This window comes from Enterococcus sp. AZ040, from assembly GCF_050499185.1.
In the GTDB taxonomy this organism is placed as follows: Bacteria; Bacillota; Bacilli; order Lactobacillales; family Enterococcaceae; genus Enterococcus_D; species Enterococcus_D entomosocium.
In genome coordinates this window covers 1971460-1988524 of record NZ_JBMHEW010000001.1, presented here as the reverse complement: position 1 = coordinate 1988524, position 17065 = coordinate 1971460, and the positions used below count along the sequence as shown (strand labels likewise).

The window sequence follows — 17065 nt, the reverse complement described above, 5'->3', positions numbered from 1 at the left end:
ATAGACCTTAAAATACCACGTAGGTATTTTAAGGTCTATTTTGTATTAATTGAACAAATGAAGCAAAAATTTCTATTTGTGATTGACAGCGTTTTCACCCTTTGCTATCATGTAGACATTAAAACAACTAGCACCTAGTCAAACAAATGATTAATCGGTTAGGATCCTTTTCGGTTTAGACTAGTAATTACGCTCGGTCAGGCGAGTGTCAGAGGAGCCTTATGTGAAATGTTGTGCAAACAAGAGGATCGAATCATAGAGGAGAAACAGGAGGGAAGCGGCTCTAATCAAAAGGCAAGCATCCTGAGCCTATCTTTTACGAAGAGCCCAACCGACGAGAGTGGAATATGGAGGTTGATTTGAATAGTGGCAGCTCCCCATCGAGAAGGGATCGAAGGAGAATCGAGTGGAAGCTTAAAGATAGTGGATAAACACGAGATATTATTCGTTGTTTTATTTTTTTAAAATTTTTGTTAACCGGTTAACTAAAACGGTTAACAAAAAAGGGGAGGGAAGCAAACGTGGGAAATGGTCACAAGTCTAGCCGATTATTTCATGATAAAGGTCGCATTCAGCGAGAATAGGGGAAGTAGCAAACGTAGAAACTTGCAACACGATGTATGAACAAAAAAAGTTCAAATGGAAAGATGAGGGAAAATTTATGGTAGAAATTATAATTGGTATTTTAATGATCGTTTCTTTCTTAGGAATGGTTTGGTACTGCGTCAAAGGGTTCAACCTGATGGTGGGTTTCTTCGTTATGGCAACACTTTGGACCGTTTTAGCTTTTATTGGCAATGCGTTGAGTCCGGATTTAACAGCTTTGAATTTTGTCGATACGATCACAAATATTTATCAAACAGGACCCGCCGGTTTTGCTAGTTCGATTCTGGTCAATATTTTCTTCGGTTCCTTCTTTGGTCGGATTTTGATGGATACAGGGATCGCAGCAACGCTGATTCGCAAGGTTGTTGAGCTTGGTGGGGATAAACCACGGATCACCATGACCCTTTTATGTACTGTTACTGCTTTATGTTTCACATCCATGACGGGCATTGGTCCTGTAATCTCTATCGCAGTGATCGTTATGCCAATTTTGCAAGCGTTGGGTATTCCAACAGCGATCGCTTTATTCGCTTTTATGGGTTCCATCATGGCGGGAATTTTTGCCAATGTAACAAATTTTGTGCAATACCAAGGTATTTTAGCGGCATTACAACCTGACGGAAGTCAATCCATGATGGAATATGGGTTTTCCGATTATTTCACATTCGGCATGATTGCACTAGTCGTTTCCTTACTTGTGACATTGGTTTTTGCCAATATTGCTTTAAGTCGTGCGAAATCATCAAAAGTCAAAGCGTGGGCTTCCACACCTGGCGCAACTTCAGGCGATGCTCCTTGGTATTCTTGGGTAGCTGTGATCGCACCAGTCTTACTCGTTGTGTTTGCTGAATTTCCTATTATTCCAGCATTTATTCTCGCAGCTTTGTACGCCTTACTGACTTGCGGAAAATTAAAAGGTGGTTTCGTGAATATTTGCCGCATGTTAGCTAAACAATTTGCAGATGGTGCTGTCGATGTTGCGCCCCTGGTAGGTTTCTTATTAGTACTGGCTATGTTTAATTCAGCTGCAAGTCTAGCGGTTCCTTTCTTTGAACCAATCGTTGGCGGTCTAGTTCCTCATAGTACCGTGGCTCTTGCGATCTTATTTGCCATCTTAGCGCCCCTTGGTTTCTTCCGCGGTCCTTTGAACTTAGTCGGATCAGGAGGCGCAGTAGCGGCAGTGATCTTAGCTGCCACAAATTGGGATCTGGCATTCATTTTTCCACTTTTCGCTGTGGTCACGATCGCTCCTCAGCATTTGGATATTACTCAGTCATGGGTAGCATGGGGTCTAGGACATCATAAAGTTGGTTCTAAAGATTTCATGAAGTTTTCGATACCAGCTGGGTGGCTTTCTAGTGCGATCCTGTGTATCATTGCGCTCATTTTGTTCGGGTTGAATAACTAGTCGATGAAAGAACGTAGCTAATCAATAAATCATGCAACTATGGATGTAGGAGGAAAGTGGAAATGAGTGAATTAAGAAAAGTTAGAATGGGGATCGATGTAGGCGGTACCCATACAAAAGCTGTCGCTATCGATAATCTGACTCACGAGATCATAGGAAAATCCAGCGTGAAGACCACTCATGATCATGAACGGGGGGTAGCTGCTGGCGTTGTCGAGAGTTTTCAAAATTGTATGAAAGAAAATGATATTGACCCAAAAAGTGTGATTTTTGTTGCTCATTCAACCACCCAAGCCACGAACGCTTTGATTGAAGGGGATGTGGCTGACATTGGTGTTTTCGGTATGGCTCGTGGTGGTTTCGAAGGATTTCTGGCAAAGCGTCAATTAAAAATTGCCGATATCGTTCTAGGGAATCAGCGATCCATTAAGATCATCAATGCCTTCTCAAAACTCAAAGGAATGAATAAAGCGAGTGTTGAAGAAATGATCGATGATCTAGTGAGGCAAGGATCAGAAGTGATCGTCGCTAGTATGGCTTTTGGTGTAGATAATAATGATGCTGAGAATCTAGTGATGGAAGTTTGTACAGAAAAAGGAATTCCATGTACTGTTGCTTCAGATATCACGAAACTTTACGGATTGACCAGAAGGACACGAACTGCCACTATCAATGCAAGTATTTTACCTAAAATGTTATCTGTCGCAAATTCCACGGAAGTCTCTGTGAAGGAGTCTGGTGTAGATGTACCCTTAATGATCATGAGAGGCGATGGTGGGGTTATGGAGATTGCTGAGATGAAAAAGCGGCCAGTTCTGACCATGCTCTCGGGTCCGGCAGCTTCAGTAATGGGTTCACTGATGTATTTACGAGCATCAAATGGCGTGTATTTTGAAGTAGGCGGCACAACCACCAATATCGGTGTCATTAAAAACGGACGGCCAGCGATCGACTATTCTGTCGTTGGCGGACATGAAACATACATTTCCAGTTTGGATGTACGAATCACGGGCTGTGCAGGGGGGTCCATGATTCGCGCAACTGCTAATGGAGTGGTAGATGTAGGACCTCGTTCTGCACATATTGCCGGTCTTGACTACGCAGTTTACTCTGATCCAATCAACTGGACAGGAGGAACGGTGGAATTCTTTAGTCCGAAAGAAGGCGATCCTGCAGATTATGTTGCAATCAAATTTGATAATGGTGATCGGGTAACCATCACCAACTCATGTGCAGCAAACGTGTTGGGCTTGATCAAACCGGAACATTTCTCTTATGGGAATATCGAAGCGGCTCGAAAAGCGATGGGCGTATTAGCGGATTATTGTGGCACGACGATCGAAGATATCGCGACTCAAATCATGGAGCGTTCTTACGCAAAATTAGAGCCAGTCATTTTGGCTTTAGCAGAAAAATACAAACTAGAAAAAAGCCAGATTTCATTAGTAGGAGTTGGTGGCGGCGCTTCGTCATTAATTATCTACTTGTCAGAAAAAATGGGCGTAAAATATTCGATTCCGGAGAATGCTGAAGTGATTTCCTCTATTGGCGTCGCCCTAGCGATGGTACGAGATGTCGTTGAACGGATTATTCCTTCACCTTCGAAAGAAGACTTGCGATCAATCAAAACAGAGGCTATCAATAAAGCCATTGAGAGTGGGGCTACCCCAGAAAGTGTGGAAGTCTTTATCGAAATCGATCCTCAAACGTCTAAAGTCACAGCCATTGCAACTGGTTCCACCGAAGTCAAGACGACGGATCTTTTAGCAGAGGCAACCGTCGAGGAAGCCCAAGAATTAGCAGCGGGCGATTTAGGGCTACCTACTAACGAAATTGATCTTTTAGAGAAAAGCTCGCATTTTTATGTGTTTGGAACCCGTGTTTCTACAGGAGACAATCCGGCAATTCGAATCCTTGATAAAAAAGGCTTTATTAAAGTACAACGAGCTTCAGGGAAGGTCATCAAAACCACCGCGGAGAATTATGTGCAAGCAGTCGAGCAACTATGGGATGATTTGGCGATCTATCAGACAGAAGTGATTTTGCGTCCAGATTTCTATATTTGTGCCGGACCTCGGGTGATGGATTTTTCAGTAAACGATTTGGAGGCATTGATGTTGTTGATCGATATCGAAATGTCGACTTTAGATTCTAATGAAGAAGTGATGATTCTGGCGGCGAACTCCCTATGATCAAGCAGAGGTTTTTCTTAAAACAGCAACATACGGTTGATCTGGCATTATTAGAAAAGTGGTATGAACAGCTCATGCCCATCAGCGAATTCAGTTGGGGAGTATTTGAGTTTACCCGCGAGATGCTACGTAATAAAGTGAGGGAAGAGGAAAAAAACGAAATCATTGAAGAAGCCATCTTATGTGGTAGAACATGGGCGCAAAAAATGCTCGACCAGTTTGATTTGAAAAAACAGGAAAAGGCAGATCGTGCCTGGTACTTGGCGAATAAGCTTGGTTTATCAATTACGGAAAGATCTGGAAAACCGACGAAGTTTCGCATGGTCTTTGCGCAGTTTGTCATGGAGCGCTCCATTGAATTGATCACTGAACCCATTGCTGCCTACACTGTGCTGACTCAATCTTCGCAAATATTGCCTAAACCAGAAGTTGTCCGAGGGATCTTGATCGCCCATGAAATTTTTCACTATTTAGAAGAGCAACATGGTGCCACGATGTACCATATCACCAAAACGATCCCACTGTGGCGCTTTTTTTCCTACGAGCACCGGTCAACGGTTGGTTGTGCTTCGGAAATTGCTGCGATGGCTTTTGCAAAAGAACTGTGTGAGGCAGACTTTGTGCCTCAAATATTAGATATTTTGCTTTCCTATCCGTTGGAAGTGGACTTTTCAAAAAGTATATATGAAGTCGTGCAGCAAGAAATGCGCCACATTGAAGCAATGGGCTAGTTCTTTGAAAATAGCTCACTTAGCGGCTTCTTTACGATCTGTCACTATTGAGATAGGACAGTCCGTGTCGAACGAAATCGGTCCTTGTTCATTTTTCAAGGGTTCCATGATATAATTGACCAACAGCAAAAAGCAAGGCGTGGATTGAATGGCAAATGAGAAAATCACCATTAAGATGGTGTCAGAAAAAGCAAATGTTTCAAAAACCACCGTTTCTAGATATTTGAATGGCAAATATGAATTTATGTCAGCAGAGACAAAAAAGCGCATCGAAGAAGTGATCGCAGAGCTTGAATACCGTCCAAATGCGCTAGCACAGGGGTTGAAAAACAATAAAACGGGATTGATCGGCATCGTTGTCAGCAATATCATGATCCCGGAAGTAGCAGCTTTAGTTCGAGGCGTCAATGATTATTGTATACGAAAATCTTTTCAGGTGATTCTTGTTGAAACCGATCAAAAAAATATTTCTCAGCAGGATCAAATCCAAGCGTTGATCGACCGTCAAGTGGAAGGGCTTATTCTATCGTCGAATCAGGACGAAGCATTCGTGAAAAGCTTGACTGAGCAAAAGGTCAAAATCGTGCTGGCTGATTGCACGATCGAAGAATTGATGATTGATACAGTCATCGTTGATAATGAAAAAGCGACGGCCGAGATGATTCAACGTATTTATTCAGAAGGCTTTGATCGAGTCGCTTACTTTACACCACCGCTCACAACGCCTAGTCGGAAGAAAAAACTTGCTCTTTTTCTGGAAAGTTCTAAAATCGCAGTCAGAAATCCTGAGCAACTAGCATTTGAGATCGAAGAAACACAAGTGGCATTTGACGCGTGTAAGGAATCACTAAACGAATTGTTGAAAAAAAATCAAGGCTATCGTTTAGCAATATTAGCTGAAAACAGTGAGTTGATGTTTGCATTGATCCATGTGATCTATAGCTTGGGCTTGCGGATTCCAGAAGACGTTGCGATCGGGGGCTATGATGATTTAGGCTGGAACAAACTTTATCATCATGAAATGTCTGTGATTGAAAAACCGTCGTATGAAATTGGTTCGCAAGCTGCTGAACTTTTAGTCAAGCGGATCTCAAAAGGGAAAATGCAGTATAAACCAAAAGTTATCGAAGTACAGCCAAAAATCAAAATGAGTGGTTCGACACAAGTGAGTGACAATAGTTTTGATAAAATCGTTATCCGTATGAACCAAGAAAACCAGCCTTACATCAAAAAAAATTATCGTAAACAAGATGATTAGCTTTTTTTGAAAAAACAAGAAGCAAATGACATAATAGCCGACTCCCCATCATTAGACTGATCAGTCAAGTCTTTGGGGAGCGGTTTTTTATCGTTCGTTAAGGTTTTGTCTTTATCTAAGATAAGAACGAATAAAAATTGATCCCTCGTGTTTTCAACAAACGATCAATAGATTCGTATTAGGTGTCAGTAAAAATAACGAACAACGATTGACAGCGCTTTCTACCTTTGCTATGATAAAGATAATAGAACTGGTTCTAATGGATAGTGATTGTTGATTTTTAACAAGCTAAACCTGATGAAGCTGCGGTATTTGCGCTGCTTTCATGAGGTTTTTTCTGTGTTGACTGTTGGCTAAACAATAAAGACAAGCAATGAACCATATCCGCAATGATAAAGTAAGTGGGGGTAGGACATGAAAATCAGTAAAGTGTTAAACAATAATGTTGTGATCACTACCGATCAAAGTCAAAACGAGATTATTGTTATGGGGCGGGGGATTGCCTTTAAGAAAAAAGTGGGAGATGACATTTCTTCAGAAACGGTCGATAAAGTATATCGCTTAGAAAATCAGACGATCTTATCTCAATTTCAAGAGCTGCTTGCTGACTTACCACTGGAATATCTTGAATTATCCAATGAGATCATTGAGTATGCTCGGCGAGAATTGTCATCCCCCATCAATGATTCCATCTACATCTCGCTGACAGATCATATGCACTGTGCCATTGAACGATCGAAAAAAGGAATGACGGTCAAAAATGTCTTATTGTGGGATATCAAGCGTTTTTTCCCCGATGAGTACCAAATAGGCTGCAAAACAGTAGAAAAAATCAAAGAACATTACGGGATTCAGCTGCCAGATGATGAAGCTGGCTTTATTGCTCTGCATCTGGTCAATGCGCAAACCGAAAATGGTGACCAAGGCAATATTGCTGAGCTAACCCAAACGATGCAAGACATCATTAACATTGTTAAATATTTTTTCAAAACCACCTTTGATGAAGAGTCCGTTTATTTTTATCGCTTCACTACGCATTTGAAATTTTTTGTCTCAAGAATGCAAAACCATACCCCTCATACGGATGAAACCGATGAAGATCTTTTGGCTATGGTCAAAGTGAAGTACCGAAATGCGTATCAATGCGTACAAAAAATCGCTGAACTATTAGAAAATCAATATCAGTATCAAATGTCCAGTGACGAAAGTTTGTATTTAACGATTCATATTGCCAGACTTGTGCAAAAAAATCGTTGATTGAAATAAAGAAGAAAGGAGAAGGAGTTTTACTCAGTGCAAGATATAGAAGAAAGAATAATTTTTTGGCAATGATTTTTATTAAAACGTATTTTTAGGACCGCTAGTTAAGAAGCAGCATATCAAAGACGAAACATTTTGGATAGTGACATTCAGTTGGCTAAACCTTCAATACAAAAAAATTGGAGGAATCAAAAATGGGTAAATATCGTGAATTAGCAGAAAAAATTGTCGCAAATGTCGGTGGGAAAGAGAACATCAATAGCTTGACGCATTGTATCACACGCCTGCGTTTTAAATTAAAGGATGAAGGCGTCGCAAATGATGAAGTCTTAAAGAACATGGAAGGTGTCGTGACGGTCATGAAGAGTGGCGGTCAATACCAGGTGGTTATCGGAAACCATGTGCCAGATGTCTATGCAGAAGTGATCGATGTTGCAGGAATCAGTGGTGATGCTGAAGAAACAGCCTCAGGTGGCAACTTGTTTGATCGTTTGATCGATATTTTGAGCGGCTGCTTCCAACCCTTCTTAGGTGCTTTGTGTGCGGCTGGGATGATCAAAGGACTAAACGCACTGTTGCTTTTTATTGGTACAACAGGTTTGATCGATTATACAACAACGACTGGTACCTATGTGATGTTCAATGCGATCGGTGATTCGATCTTCATGTTTATGCCGGTGATTTTAGGGTATACGTCAGCAAAAAAATTCCGCTTAAATCCAATGGTGGGAATCGTGATCGGGTCGGCGCTTTGCTATCCGACGATTCAAGGATCAGCCTTGCAAGCGGCATTTGTTGCCGGTGCTGGCGAGGGAGCTGCTGCACCTTATAGCTTATTAGGCTTGCCAGCGTATGAAACCTTCTTAGGGATTCCGTGGGTTGGTGCGACATATACTAGTAGTGTGGTTCCAGTAATCTTTATCATCGCATTCGCTGCACAAGTTCAAAAATTGGCGAAGAAAATCATTCCGTCTGTTGTCCAAACATTTTTAGTGCCTTTCTTGGTTTTATTGATTGCATTGCCAATTGGCTTTTTGGTGATTGGACCTGTGATCAGTATGTTGACGGATCTTTTAAGCTCAGGATTTGAAGCATTGATGGACTTCTCTCCAGCGATTTATGGTTTGTTATTAGGCTTCTTCTGGCAAGTCTTGGTTATTTTCGGCTTGCATTGGTCAGTTGTGCCACTACACATTATGCAAGTGACACAGCTCGGCTACAGTCAAATTTTGGTAGCATCATTTGGTGCCAGCTTTGCCCAAACAGCGGTAGTGATGGCTATGTACTTTAAACTTAAAGACAAAAAACTAAAAGCTCTATGTCCACCAGCCATTATCTCAGGACTTTTTGGTGTAACAGAACCAGCAATTTATGGGATCACGTTACCGAAAAAAATGCCGTTTTTCTTCTCAATGATTGGTGGGGCGGTCGCAGGTGCCTTCTTAATGATCAATGGCACAACGAGCTATACCTCTGGTGGTTTAGGCGTCTTTGGAATCTTTAACTATATCACTCCAGAAGGCGATGCCAGTGGCATGTGGTTCTCGGTCATCGGGATCTTGATCGCTGCAGCGATTGGTTTTGGTTTGACGATGGCTTTCTGGAAAGATGATGCGGTGGAAGAAGAAATCGCAGAAGGACAACCAGCGATGACTGTTCGGAAAGAAGTAATCACTTCCCCTGTTGAAGGAACGATCGCACCACTAAGCAGTGCAAAAGATGAAGCCTTCGCACAAGGGATTCTAGGAAAAGGCATCTTGATCCATCCCTCAAAAGGCGAAGTTGTGGCTCCTTTTGACGGAACAGTAATGACCTTGTTCCCAACCAAACATGCCATTGGGTTGATCTCTGAGAACGGCTTAGAGCTTTTGATCCATATTGGTTTAGATACTGTTCAATTAAACGGTGAATACTTTGAAGCCCATGTGAAGCAAGGAGACACGGTGACTCGCGGACAAAAATTGATCACCTTTGATAAGGATGCATTGATCAAAGCTGGATTTAATATTGAGACCCCAGTGTTAGTCACCAACTCCGCCGATTATTTGGATATCATCGAGTCAGACAAACGTGAGGTAGGCTGTTCCGATGATTTGATCACGGCTTTAGTTTAGCCAAAAACTTTCTAACAAGTTCTACGTAAGGTTAAAAGCGATCGCCCATGTGAAGCGATCGCTTTTTGTCAGTCATTTAATTGGGAAACAGTGAGTCTTTATAATGAAGATTTTTATCGTAGGTTGGCTCAGCGATTATCGTCGATGATGTAGGGCGCTTGTCATAAGCCATGCCAATATCGATCAAATGCTGCAAGTTTTTTTCATAATGCTCCGAAAAGACGACTGCGTACAACAAATCCAGCAAGTAGCAAACGGACGTATTGATCGTAAAGTTGGCGATCTTTGAGTAGAGCCGTTCTCTTGTCGTGATATTCAAAACACAATTACTTAATTTCGCCAAGGAGTTCTCCCCGATACTCGTCATGCCAATGATGGAAACCTGCCGCTCGGCAAGGATCTTACCGATTTCTTTGACCATTTTGTTTTCACCGGTGTAAGAAATCAAGATCGCGGTCGTATCGGAGGTACAGTTAGATGCCTCGTAAGCACTCTCGCCGAAGGTGTCGCAGACGTGAATGTTTTTTCCTAAACGCCGCATCTTCAAAACAAAGTCTTGAGAAATCAAGGTATTGGCATTACTGGCGAAGATCTTGATATGGTTGGCGTTGAGCAACGATTGTTTCGCTTTTTGTAATTCATCATGATGGATCAAGGAAAGCGTATCTTCAATCGTTGTTTGTTCAAGCTTTGCCAACTTTTTGGCGATGGTCATAATGCCGTCATGGGAGGAAAAAGGGAAGTTCGCATCTACATCTGTAAAATGGCTGCTCATATAAGTTTGCTCTTCCACAAAGGCCGTTTTTAAGTCGAGCCAACCATTGAAGCCTAATTTTTTGGCAATCCGAATAAAAGTAGAAGGATGAACGTAGGTCTTTTCTGACAATTCCTTAATGGTTTGATCCGCCATCGCAGTCGGGTTGGCTAATAAATAATCGATCAACGATCGTTCCGCTGGTGCTAGTTTGATTTGGCGCATTTTTTCTTGTAACAACATGGTATATATGCTCCTTTTTACATTTTTTTATGATTATTTGTAAATGGTTTTTACAAAAATTCGTTTTTATTCAGTACCTAGCGAATCGTTTACATCCTAATTATTCCTTATTTGATGCTCTTTGTAAATCTTTTTTACAAAACATCTGCAAGAAGAAGCGAGATTTGCAAACGCTTTTTCTAAATATGCTATTTACATTGAATCAAATGTTTTTATGAATGATAATAAGAATGTAAATAAAATAGCAAAGGAGCAATACAATGACAAAAGGAATTAAAATTGCAACCATTGGTGGCGGCAGCAGCTATACCCCGGAGTTAATGGAAGGCTTTATCAAACGCTATGAAGAATTGCCGATTCGTGAAATTTGGCTAGTAGATATCGAAGCAGGAAAAGAAAAATTAGCAATCGTTGGTGCGATGGCACAACGGATGTGGGATGCGTCACCCTACGATGTAAAAATCCACATGACATTGGATCGAGAAGAAGCGCTAAAAGATGCTGATTTCGTTACGACCCAATTTCGAGTAGGGTTGCTGAATGCCCGCATTAAAGATGAACGAATTCCTGCTTATTATGGCATGATTGGTCAAGAAACCAACGGCCCTGGCGGAATGTTCAAAGCGTTCCGTACGGTTCCAATCATTCTTGAAATTGTTGAAGACATGAAACGTTTATGTCCGGATGCTTGGTTGATCAATTTTGCGAATCCAAGCGGCATGGTGACTGAAGCAATCGTGCGTTACGGAAAATGGGACAAAGTGATCGGGTTGTGTAATGTGCCAGTCATGGCAACCATGATTGAGCCAGCCTTGATCGGTAAAGAACCGGACGAATTGATCTACAAATTTGCAGGATTGAATCACTTCCATTGGCACAAAGTTGCTGATTCACACGGCAACGATGTAACGATGGATATTATTGATAAAATGTATGAAGAAGACAATGGCTTACCGAAGAATATCTTTGATATTCCATTTTACAAAGAACAGCTAGAACAAATGAAGATGATCCCTTGCGGTTATCATCGTTACTACTATCGTCAAGAAGAAATGCTGAATCATGCGATCGAAGAATACAAGACTGTTGGGACCCGTGCACAGCAAGTGAAACAAACCGAAGCCGAATTGTTTGAGTTGTACAAAGACCCTGAATTGGATCATAAACCTGAACAGCTGCAAAAACGTGGTGGTGCGTATTACTCAGATGCAGCGTGTGAAACGATTGCTTCCATTTATGCCAATAAAAATACCCAAATCGTTGTTTCAACAAAAAATGAAGGCGCCGTTCCAGATCTTCCTGCCGATTGCGTAGTTGAAGTAACAGCTTACGTTGGCGGACAAGGTGCTAGAAATGTTGCCTTTGGTGAGTTACCGACAGCTGAAAAAGGTTGGTTACAGGTAATGAAAGCAATGGAATTATTAACGATCGAAGCAGCAGTGACTGGGGATTACAATATCGCATTACAAGCCTTCACCATCAACCCATTGGTTCCATCAGGTGATACGGCAAAACGTGTCATGGACGAACTGTTTATTGCCCACAAAGATCACTTGCCTAAATTTAAGGAAACGATCGCACGTCTTGAAAAAGAAGGCGTAGAAGTACAAGATGAAGTAGCCCGCGAACTTGATCGCGAACTAGTTAAATAAAGAGAAAGTAGGAAAGAAACATGGCATTTAGAAAAGACTTTTTATGGGGCGGCGCAACAGCTGCCAATCAATGTGAAGGAGGCTACCAAGAAGGAGGACGCGGCTTGGCAAACGTTGACGTGGTACCGATCGGCAAAGATCGTTTTCCAGTCATTACTGGTCAAATGAAAATGTTCGATTTTGATGACGAACATTTCTACCCAGCAAAAGAAGCGATCGATATGTATCATCGCTACAAAGAAGACATCGCGCTATTTGGCGAAATGGGCTTTAAAACCTACCGTTTGTCGATCGCTTGGAGTCGGATTTTCCCTAAAGGGGATGAAACAGAACCAAATGAAGACGGCTTGAAGTTCTATGAAGATCTTTTCAAAGAATGCCACAAATATGGGATCGAACCATTAGTAACGATCACTCACTTTGATTGCCCAATGCATTTAGTTGAAAAATACGGAGCATGGCGTTCTCGTGAATTAGTCGGATTCTATGAAAACTTGTGTAACGTGATTTTCAACCGCTACAAAGGATTAGTAAAATACTGGTTGACCTTCAACGAAATCAACATGATTCTACATGCGCCATTTATGGGAGCGGGACTTTATTTTGAAGAAGGCGATAACGTTGAGCAAGTGAAATATCAAGCGGCTCATCACGAGTTGTTGGCATCCGCAATCGCAACGAAAATCGCTCACGAAGTTGATCCTGAAAACAAAGTAGGTTGTATGCTGGCTGCTGGCGCGTACTATCCATATACAAGCAAACCAGAAGATGTCTGGGAATCACGCAAAGCAGATCGCGAAAACTATTTCTTTATTGATGTTCAATCACGTGGGGAATATCCACAATATGCGCTGAAAGAAATGGAACGCAATGGGATCGAAATCAAAATGGAAGAAGGCGACCTTGAGCTGTTGAAAGCTCACACCGTAGACTTTATTTCTTTCTCTTACTATTCTTCACGCGTATCAACAACGGACGCTGAATTGTTAGAACAAACGGCTGGCAATATTTTTGCCTCTGTGAAAAACCCATACTTGGAAGCAAGTGAGTGGGGTTGGCAAATTGATCCACTTGGTTTGCGGATTACAATGAATGACATTTATGACCGTTACCAAAAACCATTGTTTATCGTTGAAAATGGTCTAGGCGCTGTGGATACACCAGATGTAGATGGCTATGTGGAAGATGATTACCGCATCCAATATTTGGCAGAGCATATCCAAGCAATGAAAGATGCGGTTGAACAAGATGGTGTCGACTTATTGGGTTACACGACTTGGGGTTGTATCGATTTAGTTTCAGCTGGAACAGGTGAAATGAAAAAACGCTATGGTTTCATTTATGTGGACCGTGACAATGAAGGAAACGGCACCTTGAAACGAACAAAGAAAAAATCATTTGATTGGTACAAACAAGTGATTGCTTCAAATGGTGAAGATTTATCGAATAACTAATCAAAAGAAGCTGCAGTTGATCCCGTTGAGAAATCAAAGGGGATCAACTGCAGTTTTTTTAAAGTCTTTTTGAAATCTTTGTAACGAATGGTTTCTTTAAGAAGAAATAGACATTCAGATATTTTGACAAGCGCCAATGTGATTGTTGTATAATGTTTATGTTGTAGCAATCACAAAAAGGTGACCTTAAGGATGACATGTTTTGTCCTCAAAATCGCCTTTCTCTGTTTTTTAAAGAACTTTTTCAATTTCTGGAATCATTTTTTGAGGATTTGTCTGGGGAGCGAAACGCTCAACGACTTTACCTTGGCGATCCACCAAGAATTTCGTGAAATTCCATTTAATGGCTTTTCCTAGCGTGCCAGGTGCTTCTTCTTCCAAATAGCGAAACAAGGGATCCGCGTCTTTTCCATTGATCACTGTTAACTTGTGCATCGGAAAGTCGACACCATAGGTGGTTCGGCAAGAGGCTGCGGCTTCTTCGGCTGACCCGACTTCTTGTTTGAACTGATCAGAAGGAAACCCTAAAACGACCAATCCTTGGTCTTTATAAGTTTCATAAAGACCTTGTAATTCTTTGAACTGCGGGCTCAAACCACACTTCGTAGCTGTATTGACGATCACTAGCGGTTGACCTTCGTATTTTGCTAGCGAATAAGTTTCGCCATTTTCCAATGTTGCTTGGTAGTCATAGATTGACATAGCAAACGCTCCTTTTAATGTAAATCGTAGTCGATAGCTTCTGAGACAAGTATAGAGCAAAGTCTTCAAAAAAACCAAGCAAACTTCTTGGCGCATTTTATTTTTTATGGAAAACAAAAAAGTCCAGCAGTCACCGAGACCGCTGGACTTTAATTATGCTTCTGGCAATACTTCGGGTTCTGTTTCTTGTGGATGAACGACAGATTTAGTTTTCCATACACCGGAGTGCCAACGATAAATCATTAAGACGCTGCGCAATGCTTCGTCAATGGCATAAGCGATCCAAACGCCGATCAAGCCGAATTTAAAGACGATCGCCAGTGAATAGGAAAACGGTAAGCTGATGACCCATAGAACAACTAGACTACAGATCAATGGGAACTTCACATCGCCACTTGCATTTAAGGAACCCACAAGGATCATATTGACTGCACGCGCCGTTTCTAAAACGATCTCTACCAAAAAGACACCTTTGGCAATCTCGATCACTTCCGCGTTGGTGGTAAAGATTCCCATGATTGGCTCAATAAACAAGTAAGTCAATAAACAGATCGTTACCGAGGCAATGATCCCGATCACCATCGTGCGCATGCCTCGCTGATGCGCGCGATCGTATTCTCCAGCACCGACATTGCGGCCAATCATGATTTGATTCCCTTGACTCAATGCGGAGGCAATCAAATAAACAAATTGGGTGATAGCTGTTACGTAAGATTTTGCAATCAAGACGCTGGCACCAAGTTGAGCCACGATCATCGTCACTACGACTTGCGCTCCTTGATAGGAAAGAGACTCGCCAGAAGAAGGCAATCCGTAAGTCAAAATGTTTTTCATCACACCCCAAGAGACATTCGAGAAACGGGCAGATAAAACAGAAAAATTCACATGCTTCTTCAGCAACATTGCGGCAATTACTAAACCGATCGAATTACCAAAGACGCTAGAAAATGCCAATCCGGTCACACCGAAATTCGGTAAACCAAAGGGGCTATATAAGACAAAGTAATTCCCAATGACGGCTAGGATACTAGCAAACATCGGCACCAATAATGCAGGTTTTGTGAAACTGTGGCTACGCATGACAGCAATTATGACCGCCGTGATCGATGAAAGGAACAGACTTCCTCCATACACTTGTAAGTATCCATGACCTAAAGCAACTAATTCAGCATCCAATCCCATGAAACGAAGGAGATAGGTTGAGCCGAAAAGGAACATTAAGCTGATCAAAATACCGATGAACAATGAGCCAAAGAGAGCGATATTGATGACTTTCGGTATCTGGTCGCGTTTTTTCGCACCAATCAGTTGTGCGATAATGATCTGAGTACCCACGGTGATGAAACCGTATATAAAGACCGTTAAATTCAATAGTTGATTGGCAGCACTGACGGCCGCTACTGCTGGCTCGGAGTAATGAGAAATCATCCAAACGTTGACATTCCCAATAACGACCCGCAAAAATAGCTCAACAAAAATCGGCCAGCTGAGGAAAAGCAGTTCACGGTCTGATTTTCCTAAAAGTTTTTTCTTATTCAATTGTAAGGACTCCTTATTTTCTATATAATAGACGTATCGTGAAAATTTTACAAAAATTGAAAAGAAAGTCAATGTAATTTTCAAAAGTAAAAGCAGGAATATCTTATTATTTTTTGTAAGCAGATGAGTTGAAAGAATTTGCTTTTGAAAGTAAAGTATGGGTAGTCCAAATTGGAGGGAAATATATGTATGATGTAATTATCATCGGCGCAGGCCCTGCGGGGATGACAGCAGCGCTTTATGCGTCAAGATCGAATTTATCAGTACTAATGATTGAACGAGGCGCACCTGGCGGTCAAATGAACAATACGGCTGAAGTTGAAAACTACCCAGGATACGAATCAATCTTAGGCCCTGAATTAGCATTTAAAATGTATGAAGGTGCCATTAAATTTGGTGTTGAAAATGCCTATGGGATCGTTCAGAGCATCACGGATCAAGGTGAATTCAAAGAAGTTGCCACCGAAGACAAAACTTATCAAGGGAAAACAATCATCATTGCCACAGGATGCGTACATAGAAAGTTAGGCGTCAAAGGCGAAGAAGAATTCGCGGGACGCGGTGTTTCATACTGTGCGGTTTGTGACGGTGCCTTTTTCCGTAACAAACGCTTGATTGTTGTTGGCGGAGGCGACTCGGCAGTCGAAGAAGCTATCTACTTAACACAATTTGCTTCCGAAGTAACGATCGTTCACCGTCGTGACGAATTACGAGCACAAAAAATCATTCAAGACCGCGCATTTGCCAACGAGAAAATCTCTTTTATTTGGGATTCTGTTGTTGAAGAAATCAAAGGCAATGAGATGGTCGTGACTGGCGTGCAAATCAGAAACGTAAAAACGGATGAAGTGACAGAAGAAGCTGCTGGCGGTGTCTTTATCTATGTTGGTTTAGATCCGTTGACAGAACCATTCAAAGCCAGCGGTATCACGAATGATGCTGGCTGGATTTTAACCAATGAGCAGATGGAAACTTCAATTCCTGGTGTTTACGCGGTTGGCGATGTTCGTGAAAAAGGCTTGCGTCAAATCACGACGGCAGTCGGCGATGGCAGTATTGCTGGTCAACAAGTGTTTGATTTTATTGAAACACAAAAGGATGCTCAATTAACGAAATAGTTTAATGGAATCAGCTGTTATTTTTAAAGTGTCA

General features: G+C 41.7%; 12 protein-coding genes. 9 read left to right on the top strand and 3 right to left on the bottom strand.

Annotation, left to right across the window (positions count from 1 at the left end):
* Positions 1-661 precede the first annotated feature (661 nt).
* From IGK63_RS09205 to IGK63_RS09180, 6 genes are all read left to right on the top strand, one after another.
* Entirely contained in the window at positions 662-2014 is a 1353-nt protein-coding gene (locus IGK63_RS09205) for an SLC13 family permease (RefSeq protein ID WP_008378434.1), read from the top strand.
* A gap of 62 nt (positions 2015-2076) precedes the next feature.
* On the top strand, positions 2077-4206 hold the full coding sequence (locus IGK63_RS09200) for a hydantoinase/oxoprolinase family protein (protein ID WP_016612222.1): 2130 nt from the start codon (positions 2077-2079) through the stop codon (positions 4204-4206).
* Entirely contained in the window at positions 4203-4937 is a 735-nt protein-coding gene (locus tag IGK63_RS09195; RefSeq protein WP_016612221.1) for a hypothetical protein, read from the top strand. Before IGK63_RS09200 ends, IGK63_RS09195 begins: the two co-directional genes overlap by 4 nt.
* A 148-nt stretch (positions 4938-5085) precedes the next feature.
* Positions 5086-6195, top strand: a complete 1110-nt coding sequence (locus tag IGK63_RS09190) for a LacI family DNA-binding transcriptional regulator (protein ID WP_005235448.1) — start codon at positions 5086-5088, stop codon at positions 6193-6195.
* A gap of 414 nt (positions 6196-6609) precedes the next feature.
* Positions 6610-7452 (top strand): BglG family transcription antiterminator LicT, encoded by an 843-nt coding sequence (gene licT, locus IGK63_RS09185; protein ID WP_005235451.1) that lies wholly within the window; start codon positions 6610-6612, stop codon positions 7450-7452.
* A 197-nt stretch (positions 7453-7649) separates the two neighbouring features.
* Positions 7650-9569: a beta-glucoside-specific PTS transporter subunit IIABC gene (locus tag IGK63_RS09180; protein ID WP_005235453.1), complete on the top strand. Its 1920-nt coding sequence runs from the start codon at positions 7650-7652 to the stop codon at positions 9567-9569.
* Between the two features lie 76 nt (positions 9570-9645).
* Here IGK63_RS09180 and IGK63_RS09175 read toward each other — a convergent pair whose 3' ends face one another.
* Complete coding sequence (locus IGK63_RS09175) at positions 9646-10566, bottom strand: MurR/RpiR family transcriptional regulator (RefSeq protein WP_005235454.1); 921 nt, start codon at positions 10564-10566, stop codon at positions 9646-9648.
* Positions 10567-10826: 260 nt separating this feature from the next.
* On the opposite strand from IGK63_RS09175, the gene IGK63_RS09170 reads away from it, so the two are divergent.
* Both IGK63_RS09170 and IGK63_RS09165 read left to right on the top strand, forming a co-directional pair.
* Positions 10827-12218, top strand: a complete 1392-nt coding sequence (locus tag IGK63_RS09170) for a 6-phospho-beta-glucosidase (RefSeq protein WP_008378426.1) — start codon at positions 10827-10829, stop codon at positions 12216-12218.
* A gap of 20 nt (positions 12219-12238) precedes the next feature.
* Positions 12239-13672, top strand: a complete 1434-nt coding sequence (locus IGK63_RS09165) for a 6-phospho-beta-glucosidase (protein ID WP_016612219.1) — start codon at positions 12239-12241, stop codon at positions 13670-13672.
* A gap of 231 nt (positions 13673-13903) precedes the next feature.
* Here the strand turns inward: IGK63_RS09165 and IGK63_RS09160 are convergent, their stop codons facing one another.
* Together IGK63_RS09160 and IGK63_RS09155 are read right to left on the bottom strand one after the other, a co-directional pair.
* Positions 13904-14374 (bottom strand): glutathione peroxidase, encoded by a 471-nt coding sequence (locus IGK63_RS09160; protein ID WP_008378422.1) that lies wholly within the window; start codon positions 14372-14374, stop codon positions 13904-13906.
* A 153-nt stretch (positions 14375-14527) separates the two neighbouring features.
* The gene (locus IGK63_RS09155; protein ID WP_429972482.1) at positions 14528-15913 is read right to left on the bottom strand and encodes an MATE family efflux transporter; all 1386 of its coding nucleotides are present in this window, start codon (positions 15911-15913) and stop codon (positions 14528-14530) included.
* Between the two features lie 185 nt (positions 15914-16098).
* Between IGK63_RS09155 and trxB the strand changes: the two genes are divergently transcribed.
* Positions 16099-17031, top strand: coding sequence for a thioredoxin-disulfide reductase (trxB, locus tag IGK63_RS09150; protein ID WP_008378419.1), 933 nt, complete (start codon positions 16099-16101; stop codon positions 17029-17031).
* Positions 17032-17065: the final 34 nt, after the last annotated feature.

What these genes read in the sequence shown, in the direction of transcription:
- IGK63_RS09205 (WP_008378434.1), top strand. Translation starts at nt 662, where the DNA reads ATGGTAGAAATTATAATTGGTATTTTAATGATCGTTTCTTTCTTAGGA.
- IGK63_RS09200 (WP_016612222.1), top strand. Translation starts at nt 2,077, where the DNA reads ATGAGTGAATTAAGAAAAGTTAGAATGGGGATCGATGTAGGCGGTACC.
- IGK63_RS09195 (WP_016612221.1), top strand. Translation starts at nt 4,203, where the DNA reads ATGATCAAGCAGAGGTTTTTCTTAAAACAGCAACATACGGTTGATCTG.
- IGK63_RS09190 (WP_005235448.1), top strand. Translation starts at nt 5,086, where the DNA reads ATGGCAAATGAGAAAATCACCATTAAGATGGTGTCAGAAAAAGCAAAT.
- licT (WP_005235451.1), top strand. Translation starts at nt 6,610, where the DNA reads ATGAAAATCAGTAAAGTGTTAAACAATAATGTTGTGATCACTACCGAT.
- IGK63_RS09180 (WP_005235453.1), top strand. Translation starts at nt 7,650, where the DNA reads ATGGGTAAATATCGTGAATTAGCAGAAAAAATTGTCGCAAATGTCGGT.
- IGK63_RS09175 (WP_005235454.1), bottom strand. Translation starts at nt 10,566, where the DNA reads ATGTTGTTACAAGAAAAAATGCGCCAAATCAAACTAGCACCAGCGGAA.
- IGK63_RS09170 (WP_008378426.1), top strand. Translation starts at nt 10,827, where the DNA reads ATGACAAAAGGAATTAAAATTGCAACCATTGGTGGCGGCAGCAGCTAT.
- IGK63_RS09165 (WP_016612219.1), top strand. Translation starts at nt 12,239, where the DNA reads ATGGCATTTAGAAAAGACTTTTTATGGGGCGGCGCAACAGCTGCCAAT.
- IGK63_RS09160 (WP_008378422.1), bottom strand. Translation starts at nt 14,374, where the DNA reads ATGTCAATCTATGACTACCAAGCAACATTGGAAAATGGCGAAACTTAT.
- trxB (WP_008378419.1), top strand. Translation starts at nt 16,099, where the DNA reads ATGTATGATGTAATTATCATCGGCGCAGGCCCTGCGGGGATGACAGCA.